Consider the following 17,848-nt stretch of genomic DNA (forward strand, 5'->3'; position numbering starts at 1 on the left):
TTCGATCCCCTCGGAGCGTGGTAGGAGCAGACCCTGATCTAGGCACATTTTTATGACGCGTGCGGCGCATGCCTGTGCGTCACGGCCGCAGCGCGCGTCAGGGCCGCAGGTAGAGGTAGCCTTCGGATTGCAGCTCGGCGAGCCGGACCACGCCGCCGCGCTCGGCGGCGACGAAGCCCGGGAGCAGGTCGGCGAGGGTGATGTTCTGCGATTTCATGGTGTTGCCGCAGGCGGCGAGCTCGATGCCATCCTTGGCGAACTGTCCGACACGCTTCGACAGGTCGGGATTGGCCGCCGCCGCATGAAACGCCTTCAGCGCCCGGCCATGCACCACGAGCGCGATCGTCACATGGCCGGGTCCGCCGACGCCGTCGAGATGGTTCTGGATGTTGCCGATCACGAAATTGACCTTGTCGAGGTCGTCGAGGTGGTAGGCCACCCTCAGCTTTGCCGGTGGTGGAGTCTCAGTAGCGGCGTTCGCCCGTGACGCCGCGAAGGCCGCGCCGACCGCCGAGAGCGTACCCCACAGGATGCTGCGTCGCTGCATGGCGTCCCTCGCGCAATTGTTGTCGACCGGGCCGAGCCTATCACTTGTGGCGGAGCGCAGCGAGTTCCTTGCGGTCGGTCACAAGTTCGGCGCATTCGCCTGGAGCCGCCCGATCGACGCGGAAGATCTTGTCATCGGCGCCGGCAAGCAGCTCTTCGCTCGCCTCATCGTCGGGCTTGTTGCGATTCCACATCCTGATGCTGGCGAGGCGTGCGATCGCGGACTTATCGTCCTTCGACAACGCCACGCTGATACCGCCGCCTTCACAATCCACGCCGCATTCGAAGCGGATTTCGTGTCCGGATTCGGTCGCGATCGCATGGTTGCAGTAGCCGCTGGAGTCGAAATTGCCGGGGCGATGACGATAGGTAACGCCAAGCCGGAACGAGTAACTGGTAGTCCCGTCCTCCGGCGCATCTTCGGCGGCGACGAGGAGCTTCATCGCGCTGACCTTCTGCTTCGGATGCTGCGCCAGATGATTTGCATCGTATCGCCGCACGAAGCAGGCATAGGCTTTCGCGCCCGGCGGGCCTGCAAACATCCTGTTGTCGAAGGCGGCCGCCTTGGCCTTGTCGATGCCTTCCTGCGCCTCGACGGTTAACGCCGCGCCGACGCAGGCTGCGGCGGCAAGTGCGACAACGAGGAATGTCTGCTTCATGACCGCCTCGGGAATAGCCGACGTCTCCAAGCTGTCATCTTTACAGCGCGGCAATGGTGCCGCGTGGAACTGCACGGGCTCGTTGCCTTAGTCGCGGCGACAAGGAGGCACGTTCAACGGCTTCTGAATGTTTGTTCATCCGAATCTGTGACGCGCACATCTTGACGCCAAGGCTGGACAGCCACACGTTTTCAGGGAGCCTAACGTTCATCGCCGGACGGGGAAGTTGCCCCGCTCGGATGTCCGCCTCGGAAGCCTGGCCCCGGTAAACCACGGATGTGGCTAAGGGGCTACAACCGCTAAAATCAGGTTACCAACGGGGGATATTGATGAACCATTAAGCTTCCTGCCTGTTGATAAGGCAGAGGCTGCACGCGCCGTGCATTGCCGAAATGAGTCGGTCGAGTGTCCAATGGACCCAGCGTGCCGACGCTGATTCGATCCTAGGACGCTCTGGTTGCGACTCGTGTCAGTCGTGCGGCGATACATATCGTGGAGATAGGGATCATGTACAACGATTCTTTGTTCAACGCCTTCGCAAGGTCGTTTGAAGCACGAAGCCAGACCGACATGTCGATGGCCGAGTATCTGGAGTCGTGTCGAAGTGATCCGATGCGATACGCCAATGCGGCCGAGCGGTTATTAGCGGCAATCGGTGAGCCCCAGATGATCGACACGGCCAAGGACCCACGCCTTGGCCGTATCTTTTTGAACCGTACGATCAGGTCGTATCCGGCCTTCGCCGGCTTCTACGGCATGGAGGACACGATCGAGCGCCTCGTCGGCTTCTTCCGTCACGCCGCGCAGGGCCTCGAAGAGCGCAAGCAGATCCTTTATCTGCTCGGACCGGTCGGCGGCGGCAAGTCGTCGCTCGCCGAGCGCATCAAGGCGCTGATGGAAATCCATCCGATCTACGTGCTGAAGGCGGGTGACGAGTTGTCGCCGGTGTTCGAGAGCCCGCTCGGGCTGTTCGATCCCGAGCAGCTCGGGCCGATGATCGAGGAGAAGTACGGCATTCCGCGCCGCCGGCTCAGCGGGCTGATGTCGCCCTGGGCCTATAAGCGGCTGGAGGCCTTCGGCGGCGACATCTCGCAATTCCGCGTCGCGCGCATCCAGCCCTCCCGGCTGCGCCAGATCGCGGTCGCCAAGACCGAGCCCGGCGACGAGAACAACCAGGACATCTCCTCGCTGGTCGGCAAGGTCGACATCCGCAAGCTCGAGACCTACGCCCAGAACGATCCGGATGCCTACAGCTATTCCGGCGGCCTCAACCGCGCCAACCAGGGCGTGCTCGAGTTCGTCGAAATGTTCAAGGCGCCGATCAAGATGCTGCACCCGCTGCTGACGGCGACGCAGGAGGGCAACTACATTGGCACCGAGAACATCGGTGCGATCCCGTTCACCGGCATCATCCTCGCGCACTCCAACGAAGCCGAGTGGCAGAGCTTCAAGACCAACAAGAACAACGAGGCTTTCATCGACCGCATCTGCGTCATCAAGGTGCCGTACTGCCTGCGGGTCACCGAGGAGCAGAAGATCTACGAGAAGCTGATCCAGGGCTCCGAGCTTGCCGCCGCGCCGTGCGCGCCGGCCACGCTGGAGACGCTGGCCCGCTTCTCGGTGATGTCGCGGCTGCGCAAGCACGAGAACTCGACGCTGTTCGGCAAGATGCGCGTCTATGACGGCGAGAGCCTGAAGGAATCCGATCCCAAGGCGCGCAGCGTTCAGGAGTACAAGGACGCCGCCGGGGTCGACGAGGGCATGGACGGCGTCTCGACCCGCTTTGCCTTCAAGGTGCTGGCCTCGACCTTCAACCACGATACCACCGAGGTCGGCGCCGACGCCGTGCATCTCATGTACGTGCTGGAGCAGGCGATCCGCCGCGAGCAGCTGCCTGACGAGACCGAGAAACGCTATCTCGAATTCATCAAGGCCGACCTCGCGCCGCGCTATGCCGAGTTCATCGGCAACGAGATCCAGAAGGCCTATCTGGAATCCTACGCCGACTACGGCCAGAATCTGTTCGACCGCTACGTCGACTACGCCGATGCCTGGATCGAGGACCAGGACTTCAAGGATCCCGACACCGGCCAATTGATGAACCGCGAGCTTTTGAACCAGGAGCTGACCAAGATCGAGAAGCCGGCCGGCATCGCCAACCCGAAGGACTTCCGCAACGAGGTCGTCAAGTTCTCGCTGCGTTCGCGGGCGCACAATGGCGGCAAGAATCCGAGCTGGACCTCGTACGAAAAGGTTCGCGACGTGATCGAGAAGCGGATATTCTCCCAGGTCGAGGATTTGCTTCCGGTCATCTCGTTCGGCTCCAAGAAGGACGGCGAGACCGAGAAGAAGCACGGCGAGTTCGTCGAGCGGATGGTGGAGCGCGGTTACACCGAGCGCCAGGTCCGCCGGCTGGTCGAGTGGTACATGCGGGTCAAGCAGGCCGGCTAATGCGCGGTCCGGAAAGCCGGTAACGGCTTTCCGTCTCGTTACGTCCCTTCCAATAAGAATGCGATGCGACTGTCATGATCGCATCCGGTGAGGCAGATGCAACGTGGTCATGCATATCGTCGATCGGCGGTTGAATCCGGGTAGCAAGAGCCTGGAGAACCGCCAGCGCTTCCTGCGGCGTGCCAAGGCGCTGGTGCAGGGAGCCGTCAAGAAGTCGTCGCAGGACCGGGACATCAAGGATGTCCTGGAGGGCGGCGAGGTGACCATCCCGCTGGACGGCATGGATGAGCCGCGGTTCCGGCGCGAGGGCGGCACGCGTGACATGGTGCTGCCCGGCAACAAGAAATTCGTCGAGGGCGACTGGCTGCAACGCCCGAACCAGAGCGGCGGCAAGGGTTCCGGCGCGGGCGAGGGCGACAGCGAGGACGCGTTCCGCTTCGTGCTCAGCCGCGAGGAGTTCGTCGACCTCTTCCTCGACGACCTCGAATTGCCCGACCTTGCCAAGCGCAAGCTCGCGGAAACCGAGAGCGAGGGCATCCAGCGCGCCGGCTATGCGACCTCGGGCTCGCCCGCCAACATCTCGATCAGCCGCACCGTGAGCCGGGCCCTGGCGCGCCGCGTGGCGCTGCGCCGGCCGCGCAAGGACGAGATCGAGGCGCTCGAGGCGGAGCTTGCGGAGTGCGAGGACGAGACGCGCCGCCGCGAGCTGCTCACGCTGCTCGAAGCACTGAAGGCCAAGGCCAAGCGGATCCCTTTCATCGATCCGATCGACATCCGCTACCGCCGCTTCGAGACGGTGCCGAAGCCGGTGGCGCAGGCCGTGATGTTCTGCCTGATGGACGTCTCGGGCTCGATGTCCGAGCACATGAAGGATCTCGCCAAGCGGTTCTACATGCTGCTCTACGTCTTCCTGAAGCGGCGCTACAAGCATGTCGAGATCGTGTTCATCCGGCACACCGACCGCGCCGAGGAGGTGGACGAGGATACGTTCTTCCATGGACCGGCGTCCGGCGGCACGCTGGTGTCGAGCGCGCTGGTTGCGATGAATGACATCGTCCGCACCCGCTTCCGTCCCGCCGACTGGAACATCTACGCCGCGCAGGCTTCCGACGGCGACAACATGACCTCCGACAGCGGAGTGACCGGGCATCTGTTGACCGACAAGATCCTGCCGGTCTGCCAGTTCTTCGCCTATCTCGAGGTCGGCGAGGCCGCCAACTACACCTTCGACATGCCGGACTCCTCGCTCTGGACCCTCTATGAGCGTCTGCGCAACGAGGGCGCGCCGTTGTCGATGCGCAAGGTGAGCGAGCGCGGCGAGATCTTCCCGGTGTTTCAGGACCTGTTCAAGCGTCGCTCTACCAGTCAGGAAAGGGTATAGGTTGATGGGGTCTTCCGGCGAACGGCTGTTCGAGGGCGCCGACTGGGATTTCCAGACGTTGCAGCGGATTCACGATGCCTGCGAAGAGGTCGCCCGCAAGGAGCTCGGGCTCGACGTCTATCCCAACCAGATCGAGGTGATCACCGCCGAGCAGATGCTCGACGCCTATTCCTCGGTCGGCATGCCGCTGTTCTACAAGCACTGGTCGTTCGGCAAGCAGTTCGCCTTCCAGGAAGCCTCCTACCGCAAGGGCCTGATGGGCCTCGCCTATGAAATCGTGATCAACTCCTCGCCGTGCATCTCCTATCTGATGGAGGAGAACACCGCGACGATGCAGACGCTGGTGATCGCGCACGCGGCGTTCGGGCACAATCACTTCTTCAAGAACAACTATCTGTTCAAGCAGTGGACCGATGCGGACGGCATCCTCGATTATCTCGAATTCGCCAAGGGCTACATCGCGGCCTGCGAGGACCGCCACGGCCGCGAGACGGTGGAGCGGACGCTGGATGCCGCGCATGCGCTGATGTCGCATGGCGTCGACCGCTATCCCGGCAAGAAGACGCTCGACCTGCGTGCCGAGGAGAAGCGCGCCGGCGAGCGCCGGCAGCACGAGGAGGCCGTGTTCAACGATCTGTGGCGGACGGTGCCGAACACCAGGGCCAAGAGCAAGGCGACGCTCTCTGCCGAGCGGCGCCGCGCGCTGCTCGGCCTGCCGCAGGAGAACATCCTCTATTTCCTCGAGAAGACCGCGCCGCGCCTGCAAGGCTGGCAGCGCGAGCTGATCCGCATCGTGCGTCACATCGCGCAGTACTTCTACCCGCAGGGCCAGACCAAGGTGATGAACGAGGGCACCGCGACCTACGTGCATTACCGGATCATGAGCCGGCTGCATCAGCAGGGGCGGCTCACCGACGGCAATTTCCTCGAATTCCTGCAGTCGCACACCAATGTGGTGTTCCAGCCCGAGTTCGACGATCGCCGCTATTCCGGCTTCAATCCCTATGCGCTCGGCTTCGCCATGATGCAGGACATCGAGCGGATCGTGAAGAACCCGGAGAACGAGGATCGCGACTGGTTCCCCGACATTGCCGGCAAGGGCGACGTCGAGGGCGTGCTGCGCGAGATCTGGAGCAACTACCGCGACGAGAGTTTCATCAACCAGTTCCTCAGCCCGGCGCTGATCCGGCGCTTCCGCATGTTCCATCTGCACGACGACCCCGCCGAAAGCCAGGGGATCAAGGTCGATGCGATCCATGACGAACGTGGTTACCGCCGGGTGCGCCGCGAGCTGGCGCGGCAATACGATGTCGGCTTCGTCGACGCCAATATCGAGGTCATGGATGTCGATCTCGACGGCGACCGCCGCCTGATGCTGCGTCACACCACCGTGAAGGGCGCGCAGCTCAACGAGACCGACACGCGGCGCGTGCTGCAGCATCTCGCCGATCTGTGGTCCTACGACGTCGCACTGACCGAAGTCGACGGCACCGACAAGGTGCTGAAGGAATACGTCGTCAGCCCGCGCGCGGCTGCGGTCGCTGCTTGAGGATCACGCTCTCGCGATCATGAGCGCGGCGCACACCGCCGCGCGGAATGCCATTCTTGCTCGGTGAACCTTCATTTCCATCGAAGGCTCACATCATGAACATCCCGGCAACATTCCGGATTTGCAATCGCATCACGTTCCATGCGCGAACGAGATGCCGTCATGCGGAGATTTCGCAAGACGGTGTTGGCGATTGCCTGCGCGGGCGCGATTGATAAGGTGCGCCGCGTCAAGAAAACCAAGAAAAGGATATGCCCTTGTCAACTCGCTCCCGCCTCGCGGGCGTCATCGCCGTCGCCGCGCTCGCAGCTTCATCGATTGCGACATCCATCGCAACAGAAAGCGTCATCAGGATCGGAAACACCGCACCGTATAGCGGCCCGGCCTCCGCCTACGGCACGATCGCACGCGCCGAAGCCGCGTACTTCCAGATGCTCAACGACCAGGGAGGCATCAGCGGGCGCAAGATCGACTTCGAAAGTCTCGACGACGCCTATTCGCCGTCGAAAACCGTCGAGCAGACCCGCAAGCTGGTCGAGCAGGACGAGGTGCTGGCAATCTTCAGCGCAGTCGGCACCGCACCCAACATCTCGGTGCAGAAATATCTCAACATCAGGCACGTGCCGCAGCTATTCGTATCCTCGGGCGCGACGCGCTGGAACGATCCGAAGCAGTTCCCGTGGACCGTCGGCTTCAATCCGACCTACGAGCTCGAGGGCCGGCTCTACGCAAAGTACATCCTGAAGACCAGGCCGGACGCGAAGATCGCCGTCATCACGCCGAACGAAGACGCCGGCAAGGACTATCTCAGGGGCTTCAAGGACGGGCTCGGCGAGCACGTCGGCCAGATCGTAGCGGAGACCACCTACCTCACCACCGATCCGACCATCGATTCCCAGATGGTGACGATGCGCGAGTCCGGTGCCGACGTGTTCTTTGCCGAAGCGACGCCGAAATTCGCGGCGCAGGCGCTGCGCAAGGCCGCCAGCATGGGCTGGAAGCCGCTCACCATCCTGCCGACCGTCTCCAACTCGGTCTCCGCGGTGCTCGAGCCGGCCGGGCTCGAGAACGTCATCGGTGTCGTGACCGGGCTCTATCTCAAGGACCCGACCGATCCGCGTTGGGCCGACGATCCCGCGCAGCAGGTGTTTTCCGCCTGGATGAAGAAGTATCAGCCGAATGCCAGCCCGGGCGACCTATTCAACGTGCAGGGCTACACGGTCGCGCAGGTGATGGCGGCGGTGCTGAAGAACTGCAATGGCGACTACAGCCGCGACAACATCATCAAGCAGGCGACCAATCTGAAGCCGCTCGAACTACCGATGCTGCTGCCGGGCATCAAGGTGCAGACCGAGCCCGATAATGTCACGCCGATCCGCCAAATCCAGATGGCGCGGTTCGACGGCAAGTCCTGGGCGCTGTTCGGCGACGTCCTGAGCGACAAGTAGTACCAAACAGAAATCGGGCCTCTTGGCAGTGCCAGGAGGCCCGATTTGAAACCGAATTGAATGTCAGCGCAGGCTGGCGTTGATCTTGTCCAGCACGGCCGAGCCGGGGCAGAGCGCCTGCTCGTCCAGGGTGTTGAGCGGCGTCTCGACGGTGTCGAGATGGGTGTGCAGGTCCTCGGCGTCGGGATCGACGTAAAGCAGGCCGGTGACGATCTGGCCCTTCGCCGCGTGCTTCTGCAGGAAGGTCATTGCGCCGAGCCGATCGTGCGGATCGTAGTCGGCGTCGAGCTTGCGCAGCGCGAGCCGCGTGCCGTCATGCTGCTCGACGAGCTGCACGGTGCCGGGCGCGTAGTCGACGCTGATCGGCTCGCGGCCGACCAGCACGTCGAGCCGGTTCACCGCGTCATTGTGCTCGCGGACGTAGTCGAAGCTCTTGGTCGAGCCGGCATGGTTGTTGAAGGCGATGCAGGGGCTGATCACGTCGATGAACGACGCGCCCTTGTGGCGGATTGCGGCGGCAATCAAGGGAACCAACTGCGCCTTGTCGCCGGAGAAGCTGCGCGCCACGAAGGTTGCGCCGAGTTGCAGCGCGATCGCGACCAGATCGATCGCATTGTCGGTGTTGGTGACGCCCTTCTTGGATTTCGAGCCACGGTCGGCGGTCGCCGAGAACTGACCTTTGGTCAGGCCGTACACGCCGTTGTTCTCGACGATGTAGGTCATGTTGACGGCGCGCCGGATCGAATGCGCGAACTGGCCGAAGCCGATCGATGCGGAATCGCCGTCGCCGGAGACGCCGAGATAGATCAGGTCGCGGTTGGCGAGGTTGGCGCCGGTCAGCACCGACGGCATGCGGCCATGCACCGAGTTGAAGCCATGCGAATTGCCGAGGAAATAGTCCGGCGTCTTCGACGAGCAGCCGATGCCGGATATCTTCGCCACCCGGTGCGGCTCGATCGAGAGCTCGTAGCAGGCTTCGATGATCGAGGCGGTGATCGAATCATGGCCGCAGCCGGCGCACAGGGTCGAAATCTTCCCCTCGTAGTCGCGATGAGTATAGCCCAGCTCGTTCTTCTTCAGGCCGGGGTGATGAAACTTCGGTTTTGCAATGTAGGTCATGTCACGGCCTTGCGGAGAGGGGTCACCTTGAGATGATCCTGGTGGTCGCCGATCGCGCCTGCGATGAAGCGTGCGGTGATCGGCGTGCCGTCATAGTGCAGGATCGGCACCAGCCGCACCGGGTCGATGCCGTTCTCGTTGACGATCAGTTGACGGAGCTGGGCGTCGCGGTTCTGTTCGACCACGTAGACGAAGTCGTGATCGGCGATGAAGCTCGCGACGCTGGAGTGGAACGGGAAGGCGCGAATGCGCATGCGGTCGAGCTGATGGCCGCGCGCCTCCAAAATCCCGATCGCCTCGTCCATCGCGGGCGAGGTCGAGCCGAAATACAGCACGCCGTACTTGGTCGGCTTTGCCGCGTTGGCCTGCAGCGGTCGCGGCACCATGTCCTGGGCGGTCTCGAACTTGCGCACCAGGCGCTGCATGTTGTCGGCGTAAACCGCGCCTTCCTCGGAATAGCGCGCGTAGCGGTCGCGCGAGGTGCCGCGGGTGAAGTAGGAGCCCTTGGTCGGATGCGTGCCGGGATAGGTGCGATAGGGGATGCCGTCGCCGTCGACGTCGAGATAGCGGCCGAAGTCGCGGCCTTCCTCGAGCATCTCCGCGGTCATCACCTTGCCGCGGTCATATTGCTTGGCATCGTCCCATTTCAGCGGGCGGCACAGCCGGTGATTCATTCCGATGTCGAGGTCGAGCATCAGGAAGATCGTGGTCTGCAGCCGCTCGGCGAGATCGAAGGAAGCGGCGGCGAACTCGAACGCTTCCGCCGGATCTTCCGGGAACAGCAGCACGTGCTTGGTGTCGCCGTGCGAGGCATAGGCGCAGGCGATCACGTCGCATTGCTGGGTGCGGGTCGGCATGCCCGTGGAAGGCCCGGCGCGCTGGATGTTCATGATCACGGCTGGGATCTCGGCGAAGTAGGACAGGCCGATGAACTCGGTCATCAGCGAGATGCCGGGACCCGAGGTCGCGGTGAAAGCCCGCGCGCCGTTCCAGGAGGCGCCGATCACGATGCCGATCGAGGCGAGCTCGTCTTCGCCCTGCACGATGGCGTATTTCGCCTTGCCGGTCTCGGGATCGTGGCGGTACTTCTTGCAGTGGCTGGTGAAGGCTTCCGCCACCGACGACGACGGCGTGATCGGATACCAGGCACACACGGTCGCGCCGCCATAGACGGCGCCGAGCGCGGCGGCGCTGTTGCCTTCCACGAAAATGCGGTCGCCGACCTTGTCGGACTTCTTGACCCGGAGCCCGATCGGGCATTTCAGGTTCTGCAGCGCCCAGTCGCGGCCGAGATGCAGCGCATGGACGTTGGAGGAGAGCAGCTTCTCTTTGCCCTTGTACTGCTCGCCGATCAGCTGCTCGACCAGCTTGGGATCGAGGTCGAGCAGGGCGCAGAGCGCGCCGAGATAGATGATGTTCTTGAACAGCTGGCGCTGCCTGGGATCGGTGTAGGTCGAGTTGGTGATCGCGGTCAGCGGCACGCCGATCACCGTGATGTCCTCGCGGAATTTCGACGTCGGCATCGGCTTGGTCGAATCGTAGAACAGATAGCCGCCGGGCTCGATCGAGGCGACGTCCTTGTCCCAGGTCTGCGGGTTCATCGCCACCATCATGTCGACGCCGCCACGGGCGCCGAGATGGCCGTCCTCGGTGACGCGCACCTCATACCAGGTCGGCAAGCCCTGGATGTTGGAGGGGAAGATGTTGCGCGGCGACACCGGCACGCCGTGACGCAGGATCGAACGCGCGAACAGTTCGTTGGCGGAGGCCGAGCCCGAACCGTTGACGTTGGCGAAGCGGACGACGAAGTCGTTTACGCTGCTGATCGGGCTTTGGACTGACATGTTGATCCCGCTTGAACCATATCGATGAGGTACTTCTGCATGTCCCAGGCGCCGGTCGGGCAGCGCTCGGCACACAGCCCGCAATGCAGGCAGACGTCTTCGTCTTTCACCATGACGCGGCCGGTCTTCAGGTCGCCGGAGACGTAGAGCGCCTGGTCGTGATGCGGCGAGGGCGCCTTCAGGCGCTGCCGCAGGTCGTCCTCTTCGCCATTCTCGGTGAAGGTGATGCAGTCCATCGGACAGATGTCCACGCAGGCGTCGCACTCGATGCACAGCGGCGCGGAAAACACCGTCTGCACGTCGCAGTTCAGGCAGCGCTGCGCCTCGCCGAGCGCGAGCTTGAGGTCGTAACCGAGCTCGACCTCGGTGCGGATGTCCTTCAGCGCGACCACCTTGTCGCGATGCGGCACCTTGAAGCGCTTGTCGGCGGAGATGTCGTTGTCATAGCTCCATTCGTGGATGCCCATCTTCTGCGAGGAGACGTGCACTTCGGGCAGCGGGCGCTCGTTGATGTCCTCGCCGGACAGCATCCGGTGGATGGACAGCGCGGCGTCATGGCCGTGCGCCACCGCCCAGATGATGTTCTTCGGCCCGAACGCCGCGTCGCCGCCGAAGAACACCTTCGGGATTGGTCGAGACGAACGTCTTGGGGTCGACCTTCGGCATGTGCCACTTATCGAACTCGATGCCGCAATCGGCTTCGATCCAGGGGAACGCGTTCTCCTGGCCGACCGCAACGAGCACGTCGTCGCAGGGGATGGTCTCGTCCGGCTCGCCCGACGGCACCAGGTTACGCCGACCCTTGGCGTCGTATTCGGCCTTCACCTTCTGGAAAGTGACGCCGATCAGCTTGCCGGCCACATGCTTGAACGCCACCGGCACCATGTAGTTGAGGATCGGAATGTCCTCGTGGATGGCGTCTTCCTTCTCCCACGGAGAGGCCTTCATTTCCTCGAAGCCGGAGCGGACGACCACCTTGACGCTCTCGCCGCCGAGACGGCGCGCGGTGCGGCAGCAATCCATCGCGGTGTTGCCGCCGCCGAGCACGATGACGCGGCGGCCGATCTTGTCGACATGGCCGAACGACACGTTGGCCAGCCACTCGATGCCGATATGGATGTTGGCGGCGGCTTCCTTGCGGCCGGGAATGTCGAGCTCGCGGCCGCGCGGCGCGCCGCTTCCGACGAAGATCGCGTCATAGTTCTCGGCGAGCAGCTGCTTCAGGCTGTCGATGCGCTGGCCGCCCTTGAAGTCGACGCCGAGGCCCAGGATGTAGTCGGTCTCCTCGTCGATCACGCTGTCGGGCAGACGGAATTTCGGAATCTGGCTGCGCATCATGCCGCCGGCCTTGGGATCGCCGTCGAACACGGTGCAGTGATAGCCGAGTGGGGCAAGATCGCGCGCCACCGCGAGCGAGGCGGGGCCGCCGCCGACCAGCGCGATGCGCTTGCCGTTCTTCGGGCCGGGCTTCGGCAGGCGGTGCTTGATGTCGTCCTTGAAATCGGCGGCGACGCGCTTCAGGCGGCAGATCGCGACCGGATTGTCCTCGACCCGGCCGCGGCGACACGCGGGCTCGCAGGGTCGGTCACAGGTGCGCCCGAGAATCCCGGGGAACACGTTCGACTTCCAATTGATCATATAGGCGTCGCTGTAACGCCCCTCAGCAATCAACCGGATGTACTCGGGAACGGGGGTGTGTGCGGGACAAGCCCATTGGCAATCGACTACTTTATGAAAGTAATCCGGCGCCGAGATATCAGTCGGTTTCATTCCTACCTTTGACCCGCGCGAAAATGCCTGGCCGCGCGGCCTTATCGTTGACGACGAACGCTCACACGGCGTTGTTCTGGTTTTTGAATTGGATCATAGGCTTATCTTATTAGAGCCGTTCCAGAGAAGGCAAAGGCTAAATTGTCCGATCATCAGCTTTCGCGCGGCTGATGCGCGTGTAGCGTTAATCTCGATTGCGTTATGTCGCGGTGCAGCATGGTCTGCACCGCGATGCCGCGTGTGTTGAGCATGATTTCCGCGCAAGCGCAGCGCGTTGCTCGCGAGCCAAAACCGCTTCGCACTTTGCCGGATTGAGCGTCAGCCGCGCGGAAGATCGCTCTTCGCGATATCCCACAACAGCCGGTAGACGCCGCTGGTGATCACGAGCGGCTTCAAGGCAGGGTTGCCGGTGATGCTTGCCGCGGCTGCAGGCACCGCGCTGACATCGGTGGCGTCGATCAGGACGAACCAGTCGCCGGCGCCGGGATCGGCTTTCCCGGCGTCCGGCGTCAGCGGCTTCGAGAGCACGGGGTCATTCTCGAGCAGATGCATCGAAATGATGCCGTCGCGCGCGGCGGGATCGAGTTGCTCCCGCAATGCAGCGCGGAGTTTGTCCGCTCCATCGGCGGGCGGGCGCAGCCGGATGATGCCGAGCGCCGCGCCTCTGCCGACGCCGCGGCTGATCGTGATGCGCGCGACCCCGCGGATCATGTTCTGGAAGCGCGCGATGTTGGCCTTCGACCAGTCGGTCTGGTTGGCGAGCGCCGTGCGGTAGGCCGGGCTCTCGAGCACCTCGAAGGTCGCGGTCGAGTAGAGGCTGAGATATTTCGGCTTGCCGTCATGAGCGACGTAGCGTCGGGCTTCCAGGAAGCCGTCGATGGCGACCCGTTCTTCGAGGTGCTCGCGATCGTACCAGCGGTTGAATTCAGCTTCGTGTAAGCTGTCGATATCCATCGAGGTCAGCAGCATGCCTTGTCCGGCGATCGGCATCGAGTGCTCCTTTTTTGCCTGTTTTATCTGCGCAATATCGCCTGATCGCGCCCGCCCGGGAAGCCGATTCTGGGGTGCCCGCGACCGTGCAGACCAAGGATTGCCACAATTGCCGCAATCCTGTTCAGCGCGCATTCACGGAAGTAGCCTTTCCATCCGTAACGCCAACTCTTGAGAAGAAAAGGGACGACCACTATGGCGCGCATTCTGTGGGCTCTGATCGTCGGTCTGGTGTCGCTCGTGTCGCTTCCCGTCCATGCGCAGGATCAGGAGAAACGCCTTGCGCTCGTCGTCGGCAACGGCGCCTATCAGGCCGGTGCGTTGCAGACCGCCGCAAACGATGCCGGCCTGATCGCGCAGACATTGCAGGCCGCCGGCTTCGACGTGGTCGGGGCGCGCGATCTCGACGGCGAAACACTGCGCAAGTCGTTCCGCGATTTCATCCAGAAGGTGCAGGATGCAGGGCCCAATGCGGTGGCCTTCGTCTATCTTGCCGGCTACGGCGTGCAGCTCACCGGCGAGAACTACTTCGTGCCGGTCGATGCCAAGATCGCCCGCGACACCGACGTCCCGGTCGAGGCTATCCGCCTCTCCGACTACAGCCATCAGCTCTCGGCGTTGCCGATCAAGGCCGGCGTCATCGTGCTCGATGCGGCGCGCAGCAATCCCTTCGCCAAGGACGGCCAGCCGCTGGCCGGCGGCCTTGCGCTGGTCGATCCTGATCCGAAGATGCTGATCGCCTTCAATTCGGCGCCCGGCACCGTCGCCCCTGACGGCGCGCCGCCTTACGGGCCCTATGCACAGGCGCTGGCGGAAATGATTCGCGCCGGCGGCCTGACTCTGCCCGAAGTGTTCGACCGCGTTCGCCTGCGCGTCAACGAAATGACCAAGGGCGGCCAGATCCCATGGAATGCCCAGAAGGTCGACGCGCCCTTCATGTTCTTCGAGCGCAAGCCGGACGCGCCGCCGCAGCAGGTCGATGCCGGGCTGCGCACCAAGCCGATCCGTGATTTCCCGGCGCGGGACGCCTATGCCGCGGCGCTGGAGCGCGACACGCTGCAAGGCTACGAGGACTATCTGCAGGCCTATCCGACCGATCCGCTGGCCAAGCGCGTGCGGGCGATCGTGGCGGCGCGGCGCGAGGCCATCACCTGGCGGCGCACCTACAACGCCGACACGCCTGACGCCTATTGGTCGTACCTGCGGCGTTATCCGCGCGGGCCGCATGCCTACGACGCCCGGCGCCGGCTCGCCTATCTGTCGGCCGCGCTGGAGCCGCCGCCGCAGTTCACGGCGCTCGACTACGACGTGCCACCGCCGCCGCCCGACGAGGTCGTCTATGTCGACCGCCCGGTGCTCTACTACAGCGATCCGGTGTTCGACTTCGCGCCACCGCCACCGCCGCCGGTGTTCTTCCTGCCGCCGCCGCCGCCGGACTTCGTCGTGCTGCCGCCGCCGCCACCGCCAATCGGCCTGTTCGTGCTGCCGACGCCGTTCTTCGTGGCGATGCCGGCCTACGTCGCCGCACCGGCCTATGTCGTGCCGCCGCAGAACAACATCGTGTTCAACAACATTCACAACACGACGGTCATCAACACCGTGATCAACAATCCCAACCCCACGCCGGCGCAACTCCAGGCGGCCGGCGTGACGGCGGCCATGGGCGGCGCGCCGGTCAGGGCGGCGCCGCAACTGCCGGCCGCGGCGATGCAGCGGGCCAATCTGGCCCAGCCGGGCGGTCCGCAAGGCGCGACACCGGCGCAGGGGGCGGCGATGGGAGCACCCGGCGCTACGCCGAACGCAACCGTCGCGCCGAATGCGACGGGCGCGCACACTTTGCCTGGCGCAAAGAATGGACCGCCGCTGCCGCAATCGGCGACCGCGCCGGCCAACCCGACGCAGCAGCATGGCGCCGCGCAGCCGGGCACCGTGCAACCTGGTGCCGCGCAACCCGGTGCCGCGCAGTCCGGAGCAAAGCCGAACGCGGTGACGCCAGGCAAGCCGGCGACAGCCATGGCGCCTGCCAATGCGCAGCCGGCTCCGCCGTCCAAGCCCGGCGTTGCCCCTGCGACCAACGCGCCGGCCTCGCCCGCGACTGCCGGCAAGCCAAACGCGCAACCGCTCTCGCATGCCGCGACCGCACCGACCGCAAACGTGAAGCCCGCGACGGCGCCGTCGCCGGCGAGCCGCACACCGCCGGCACGGCAGACGCCGGCCGCGCGTTCGGCCCCCGCGCATGCCGCGGTGTCGCCGGCACCGGTCTCCCGGTCCGCGCCGGCGCGGGTCACAGCTCCGGCCCGCGCAGCTCCCCCACCGCCTCGTGCCGCAGCCGTTGCACCGCATCCGGCACCGGCTCCACGCGCCGCGCCGCCGCCACTACGACCGGCTGTGCAGGCGCAGCGTGCAGCGCCACCGCCGCGGATGGCCGCGCCGCCGCCGAGACCCGCAGCACCACGCCCCGCCGCGCCGGCATGTCCTCCCGGCAAATGCAAACACTGAGGGCATGACACCATGAGCCGAGCAGGTCAGCCTTCATGAGCATCACGGCCACACTCGGATTGCCGACATCAGCGAAACTGATGATCGGCACGATCGCGGGGCTGGTGATTCTCCACCAGCCGGTTCGGGCAGCCGAACTCGCGAGCCAGGACATCGCGCTGCTCGATCGATTGACCTGGGGCGTCAACGCCACGAGCGCGGCGCATCTGCGCGAGGTCGGCACCGAACGCTGGCTGCAGGAGCAGCTGCATCCGGCCAATGTCGCATTGCCGGCCGCCGCGCAGAAGCAGATCGAGGCGATGCCGGACGTGCATCGCTTCCCGTTCGACATTGCGGCCTCGTTCGACCAGCAAGCGAAATCCGCCAACCAGGTCGCCGATCCCGAGCAGCGCAAGGCGGCGCAGCAGGTCTATCAGCAGGCCATGAACGATCGCGCCAGGCAGGCCGCGGCGCGCACCATCCTGCACGCGCTCTACGCGCCGGATCAATTGCGCGAACGGCTGACCTGGTTCTGGTTCAACCACTTCAATGTCCACCAGTACAAGTCCAACATCCGCGTGCTGGTCGGCGACTACGAGGATCGCGCGATCCGCGCCAATGCGCTCGGCAAGTTCCGTACCCTGTTGTCGGCGACGCTGCATCACCCCGTGATGCTGCGCTATCTCGACAATGCCGACAACGCAGCCGGCCACCTCAACGAGAACTACGCCCGCGAGATCATGGAGCTGCACACCATGGGCGTCGGCTCCGGCTATACCCAGGCCGACGTCGAGGCGCTGGCGCGAATCCTCACCGGCGTCGGCATCGACTTCAAGTCGGAGGATCCGAAGCTGAAGCCCGAGCAGCAATCCCAGCTGGTCCGCGAGGGTGCCTTCGAGTTCAATCCGGCGCGCCACGATTTCGGCGACAAGACCTTCCTCGGCCATCAGGTCAAGGGCCGCGGCCTTGCCGAAGTCGACGAGGCGCTCGACATCCTCTGCCATCATCCCGCGACCGCGACGCACATCGCAAAGCAGCTTGCGACCTATTTCGTGTCGGACAATCCGCCGCCCGCGCTGGTGCAGCAGATGGCGCAGACCTTCCAGAAGACCGACGGCGATATCGCGGCCGTGATGTCGACGCTGGTTCATGCCCCCGAATTCGTCGCCAGCCTGAAGGGCGGCGCCAAGTTCAAGGACCCGATGCTGTACGTGATGTCGTCGGTGCGGCTCGCCTACGACACCAAGGTCATCCTCAACACGCTGCCGATCCAGGGCTGGCTCAACCGCCTGTCGGAGGGCCTGTTCAATCACGAGACGCCCGACGGCTATTCGATGCTGTCGGCGGCCTGGAACGGTCCCGGGCAGATGATGCTGCGGTTCGAGATCGCGCGTGCGATCGGCTCGGGATCGGCCGGCCTGTTCAAGCCGAACGAGCCCAACGCGGTCGACCAGCCGGCGTTTCCGCTGGTCATGAACGGGCTCTACTTCAGCAATATCAGGCAGACGCTGAGCCCGACCACGCTCGCCGCGCTCGACCAGGCGGTGTCGCCGCAGGACTGGAACACGCTGTTTCTGTCGTCACCCGAGTTCATGCACTGAAAGGGAGGTTCG

At 64.3% G+C, this 17,848-nt stretch carries 11 protein-coding genes and 1 pseudogene; 6 read left to right on the plus strand and 6 right to left on the minus strand.

Translation table 11 applies throughout. The features are described 5' to 3' along the window. Positions 1–97: 97 nt before the first annotated feature. Entirely contained in the window at positions 98–547 is a 450-nt protein-coding gene (locus ACVISU_RS31170; protein WP_050402088.1) for a DsrE family protein, read from the minus strand. 40 nt (positions 548–587) lie between these two features. Continuing rightward, positions 588–1,205 (minus strand): hypothetical protein, encoded by a 618-nt coding sequence (locus tag ACVISU_RS31175; RefSeq protein ID WP_050402089.1) that lies wholly within the window; start codon positions 1,203–1,205, stop codon positions 588–590. A gap of 507 nt (positions 1,206–1,712) precedes the next feature. On the opposite strand from ACVISU_RS31175, the gene ACVISU_RS31180 reads away from it, so the two are divergent. The 4 genes from ACVISU_RS31180 to ACVISU_RS31195 all read left to right on the plus strand — a co-directional run bounded on the left by ACVISU_RS31180 (position 1,713) and on the right by ACVISU_RS31195 (position 8,034). Then, complete coding sequence (locus ACVISU_RS31180; protein WP_050402090.1) at positions 1,713–3,656, plus strand: PrkA family serine protein kinase; 1,944 nt, start codon at positions 1,713–1,715, stop codon at positions 3,654–3,656. 109 nt (positions 3,657–3,765) lie between these two features. Then, entirely contained in the window at positions 3,766–5,037 is a 1,272-nt protein-coding gene (locus tag ACVISU_RS31185; RefSeq protein WP_050402091.1) for a YeaH/YhbH family protein, read from the plus strand. 4 nt (positions 5,038–5,041) lie between these two features. Next, complete coding sequence (locus tag ACVISU_RS31190) at positions 5,042–6,586, plus strand: SpoVR family protein (protein WP_456709495.1); 1,545 nt, start codon at positions 5,042–5,044, stop codon at positions 6,584–6,586. Positions 6,587–6,837: 251 nt separating this feature from the next. Further along, positions 6,838–8,034, plus strand: a complete 1,197-nt coding sequence (locus tag ACVISU_RS31195; protein WP_456709496.1) for an ABC transporter substrate-binding protein — start codon at positions 6,838–6,840, stop codon at positions 8,032–8,034. A 63-nt stretch (positions 8,035–8,097) separates the two neighbouring features. Here the strand turns inward: ACVISU_RS31195 and ACVISU_RS31200 are convergent, their stop codons facing one another. The 4 genes and pseudogenes from ACVISU_RS31200 to ACVISU_RS31215 all read right to left on the minus strand — a co-directional run bounded on the left by ACVISU_RS31200 (position 8,098) and on the right by ACVISU_RS31215 (position 13,757). Then, on the minus strand, positions 8,098–9,153 hold the full coding sequence (locus ACVISU_RS31200) for a 2-oxoacid:ferredoxin oxidoreductase subunit beta (protein WP_456709497.1): 1,056 nt from the start codon (positions 9,151–9,153) through the stop codon (positions 8,098–8,100). Continuing rightward, a complete protein-coding gene (locus ACVISU_RS31205; RefSeq protein WP_456709498.1) occupies positions 9,150–10,997 on the minus strand; it encodes a 2-oxoacid:acceptor oxidoreductase subunit alpha in 1,848 nt (615 codons plus the stop codon). The genes ACVISU_RS31200 and ACVISU_RS31205 overlap by 4 nt, the downstream gene beginning before the upstream one ends. After that, positions 10,967–12,767: pseudogene (locus tag ACVISU_RS31210) on the minus strand (FAD-dependent oxidoreductase). Before ACVISU_RS31210 ends, ACVISU_RS31205 begins: the two are co-directional and overlap by 31 nt. A gap of 318 nt (positions 12,768–13,085) precedes the next feature. Then, positions 13,086–13,757 carry a hypothetical protein gene (locus tag ACVISU_RS31215; protein WP_456709499.1) on the minus strand — a complete coding sequence of 224 codons (672 nt, stop codon included), beginning with the start codon at positions 13,755–13,757 and terminating at the stop codon, positions 13,086–13,088. A 195-nt stretch (positions 13,758–13,952) separates the two neighbouring features. Here ACVISU_RS31215 and ACVISU_RS31220 point away from each other — a divergent pair, with 195 nt between their 5' ends. Both ACVISU_RS31220 and ACVISU_RS31225 read left to right on the plus strand, forming a co-directional pair. After that, the gene (locus ACVISU_RS31220) at positions 13,953–16,256 is read left to right on the plus strand and encodes a caspase family protein (protein ID WP_456709500.1); all 2,304 of its coding nucleotides are present in this window, start codon (positions 13,953–13,955) and stop codon (positions 16,254–16,256) included. 35 nt (positions 16,257–16,291) lie between these two features. Then, complete coding sequence (locus ACVISU_RS31225) at positions 16,292–17,836, plus strand: DUF1800 domain-containing protein (protein ID WP_456709501.1); 1,545 nt, start codon at positions 16,292–16,294, stop codon at positions 17,834–17,836. Positions 17,837–17,848: the final 12 nt, after the last annotated feature.

The sequence above is a fragment of the Bradyrhizobium sp. USDA 4452 genome, assembly GCF_054063575.1.

Coding starts and splice junctions, on each gene's coding strand:
- ACVISU_RS31170 (WP_050402088.1), bottom strand. CDS start 547: ATGCAGCGACGCAGCATCCTGTGGGGTACGCTCTCGGCGGTCGGCGCG.
- ACVISU_RS31175 (WP_050402089.1), bottom strand. CDS start 1,205: ATGAAGCAGACATTCCTCGTTGTCGCACTTGCCGCCGCAGCCTGCGTC.
- ACVISU_RS31180 (WP_050402090.1), top strand. CDS start 1,713: ATGTACAACGATTCTTTGTTCAACGCCTTCGCAAGGTCGTTTGAAGCA.
- ACVISU_RS31185 (WP_050402091.1), top strand. CDS start 3,766: ATGCATATCGTCGATCGGCGGTTGAATCCGGGTAGCAAGAGCCTGGAG.
- ACVISU_RS31190 (WP_456709495.1), top strand. CDS start 5,042: ATGGGGTCTTCCGGCGAACGGCTGTTCGAGGGCGCCGACTGGGATTTC.
- ACVISU_RS31195 (WP_456709496.1), top strand. CDS start 6,838: ATGCCCTTGTCAACTCGCTCCCGCCTCGCGGGCGTCATCGCCGTCGCC.
- ACVISU_RS31200 (WP_456709497.1), bottom strand. CDS start 9,153: ATGACCTACATTGCAAAACCGAAGTTTCATCACCCCGGCCTGAAGAAG.
- ACVISU_RS31205 (WP_456709498.1), bottom strand. CDS start 10,997: ATGTCAGTCCAAAGCCCGATCAGCAGCGTAAACGACTTCGTCGTCCGC.
- ACVISU_RS31215 (WP_456709499.1), bottom strand. CDS start 13,757: ATGCCGATCGCCGGACAAGGCATGCTGCTGACCTCGATGGATATCGAC.
- ACVISU_RS31220 (WP_456709500.1), top strand. CDS start 13,953: ATGGCGCGCATTCTGTGGGCTCTGATCGTCGGTCTGGTGTCGCTCGTG.
- ACVISU_RS31225 (WP_456709501.1), top strand. CDS start 16,292: ATGAGCATCACGGCCACACTCGGATTGCCGACATCAGCGAAACTGATG.